At 58.3% G+C, this 2,932-nt stretch carries 3 protein-coding genes and 1 pseudogene; all 4 read left to right on the top strand.

What is annotated here, in order from left to right; genetic code table 11:
- A partial coding sequence (locus tag ACWGKS_RS29610) for a hypothetical protein (protein WP_452525018.1) occupies positions 1–713 on the top strand: 713 nt, incomplete at its 5' end.
- A gap of 1 nt (position 714) precedes the next feature.
- Positions 715–1,569, top strand: coding sequence for a hypothetical protein (locus ACWGKS_RS29605; protein WP_452525016.1), 855 nt, complete (start codon positions 715–717; stop codon positions 1,567–1,569).
- A 94-nt stretch (positions 1,570–1,663) separates the two neighbouring features.
- Positions 1,664–2,275: a protein kinase domain-containing protein gene (locus tag ACWGKS_RS29600; protein WP_452525021.1), complete on the top strand. Its 612-nt coding sequence runs from the start codon at positions 1,664–1,666 to the stop codon at positions 2,273–2,275.
- Between the two features lie 124 nt (positions 2,276–2,399).
- Positions 2,400–2,932 (top strand): annotated as a pseudogene (locus tag ACWGKS_RS29595) (hypothetical protein); the annotation flags it as partial.

Below are 2,932 nucleotides of genomic sequence, written 5' to 3'. Positions count from 1 at the left end.
CAGTGATTCGCCCAGATGGATCAACTGTGCACTTTGAAAAATGGCTGCAAGAGTTGAATACGGATCGCACAAGGGAAATCAATGAGTACAGGGAGGAGAATCTCAGCAAGGAACGAAAAAGGAGAGGGGAGCCCATGATCAGCATGAAAGATCTTGGATCGAGAAAGGGCGCTGTCAATGGAATCGTCGTAGATAGAATCAATGGGATTGTGGCGGAGGGGATCAACGGGGGAGCCAAATCTGTCCTTGACCGCTCTATGATGCACCCGAAACTTCAGAGCAGGATCGATCAAATGACAATCACCGAGGAAAGGGCGAAAGCGGAAAACATAAGCCAGTATCAAATGTACGATAAAGACGGAAATGCCATTAAAGGAGAGGAGGGCTTGCACCCCACTCCTCATCGAGACATCCCTGGCCGCCATGCTGAGGTCAAGGCGGCCAGCGCGATCATGGATTATCTTGACCAGCTGTCGCTGGATTTTCCAAATAAGAATATCCGTGCGGAGATTGATCAACTTCACGCTGATGTCAGGTACACTTTCAAGAAAGGCCGGGATAGCCTGGAGTGCCCTTTTTGCGCCAACTGCAACCACGTACTCTTCGATGCTCACGACCCACTCTCCGGGAGAATGACTCATGATAAAAATGACCCGAACCTAGTGTCTCCTGTTTACCAAGATCCACCGAATATGCCGCATGATAGGAGCTGACATGCTGAGAGTTATTAATGAAGAAGAAATGGACTTCATTGATGAATTTCAGGCGAGCTATCAAGGTGAAGGTTTTACGGGGTATGCCGTAGAGCTTGACTCGGGGTTCGTTAACTATAGAACTTACATTTCCGGCATTGCCAGGGGCCCGGAGTACACACGCACATCAGATGGCATGCTTGATTCCTTTTCGCATGTTGCTGTCAACCAGCCGGTTCTTGGCGGAAGCTACACTTGGGGAGAAGATGGAGAGCTTCTGTCAGAAATAATATTCGATGACTCGCAAAGAATTCACACAGTAAAAAAGTGGGACTCCTTCGGGAGCTTGACCACTTCAAGGGTTGGCCCCGAGGTTCAGCATCAGGAAAATGGCTATGGTCAAACCAATGCATGGAAGCGAATTCCAAAGGTCTATCCTCCTGGGGAGATCGAGCCTGGCCAGTTTGCCATGACAGTTTCAGTTGAACATCTTGATTTCGATGAAACCAGGGGAAAATACGGTTTGCATAAGAATGCTTACACAGGGGATGTTTTCTATGGAAACGTTGATGGGACTGTTGAAGTTCGGACGATGGTCGACGGTCGTCAAGAAGGGAGTGTGTTCCGCTGGTCAGCTCAGGGGGGTGTGATCGCTCAAGGTGTTTGCCGTCATCCATACGGGCTCGTTGGCCCTTGGCACGAGTGGGACGAGCAGGGGCGACTGCTTCGGGAAACCATCTACGACGCATTGGGGAACAAGATCATCCATCGCGAACTCGATGAGAACCAGAACATCGTCAAGCAGGAGCGTTTCGAACCGGCCACGCTCATGACCGACCCCGAAACCGGAGAACAGCACCCCGCGCCCTGGCTGTGAACGTGTCCCGATCCGCAAACGTCCGTGCCATCGCCCGCGATCGCTTCACCGATCTTGAGCAGGTGGAAGGCCACTTCCCGCACTTGTTCGCCGACTGTCCCCCTGGCCGGAACCAACCAGTGGATCGCCGTCCACGCTCAGTCGCCGGGCCGATGGTTCTCCGACTGCGGTAGCCTCACGAGGTCTGGGTAGGACGCGACATCCGGATGGGCCGGGAGGTCGTGGGATCTCCGCTCAGGCCTGCACCGTGTTGACGGTGACACACCGTACCTCGCTGGTGCACCGGGACCTGAAGCCGGGCAACCTGATGTTGGTACCGGACGGCACGGTGAAGGTGTTGGACTTCGGGTTGGCGGTGGCCTTGGGGCGCACCGACATGCCCCGGATCACCCGGGACGTCCATACTCCGGGAACCCTCGCGTACATGGCGCCCGAGCAGCTGCTGGCGGGTGAGACGACCGCGCTCGCCGACCTGTGCTCGCTGGGCCGTACCCTGTACGGAATGCCCATCGGGGAGAGGGTGTTCACCGCCCAGACCTCGTTCGCGATGGTCTCCAAACAGGTCTGGGAGAATCCGGCCGGCGTGCGCGCCAAACGGTCGGACGTTCCAGTGCTACCAGGACTTCCTGGCCGCGCGTCGGACGTTGTTGGCGGAGGCGGCCAACGCCTTCCTGGAGGAGCTGCTCGATGGCACGGCATCCGATGAGGCGACCGAACTGACCCCGCTCACGGTGGCCCCCGAGGCACCGATGGACCCACGGGCGGCGCGGATTCGCGAGCTGGTGGACGCCCTGTGAGAGGCCGGGTACGCCGAACCCGAGTTGGACACGGTGATCAGCGACCCGGTGCGGGGCGAGGTCATCGCCGAGGCGGAGGCGTTCTGGCCGGAGGGGTTGCAGCGGGGCCTGGGCAAACCCGTGGTGTTGGAATTGGACCCCGAGCAGGCCGACCTGCCCCGGTTGCAGGAGCTGGGGTATGAGGTGTTCACCTCTGTGGATTCGCTGTGGGGATACGTCGAGCGGTCGGGGCGCGAGCCCTTCGGTGAGTCGTCCACCAAGATGCCGATGGCGACGTCCTGGTTGGACGAGGGGTGGACCGAGGAGGACTCGGCTCCGGAGACGACCGACTTCGGTAAAGAGATGCTGGGTCTGTACGAGCGGTCCAAGAACGAGGCGGGGTACACACCCTCTGCGCTGTTGAGCATGGTGTCGGACCTGGGCCCACTCGGCACGGCCCGCAAGTTGTTGGCGGCGCCCGCCGTCTCGGACGGGTTCGCGAACCTGTGGGACAAGGGCCGGCTGGACCTGACGGTGGAGGCGTTGGTGTTGCAACCGAGGTTCGCCCCGTTGTTCACCGAGGAGGT

It is taken from the genome of Nocardiopsis sp. NPDC055879, from assembly GCF_053615935.1.
This window is presented reverse-complemented; position numbering and strand designations above follow the sequence as displayed.

Bases quoted from the DNA above. Each gene is read 5' to 3' on its own strand.
- ACWGKS_RS29605 (WP_452525016.1), top strand. From the start codon at position 715: ATGCTGAGAGTTATTAATGAAGAAGAAATGGACTTCATTGATGAATTT.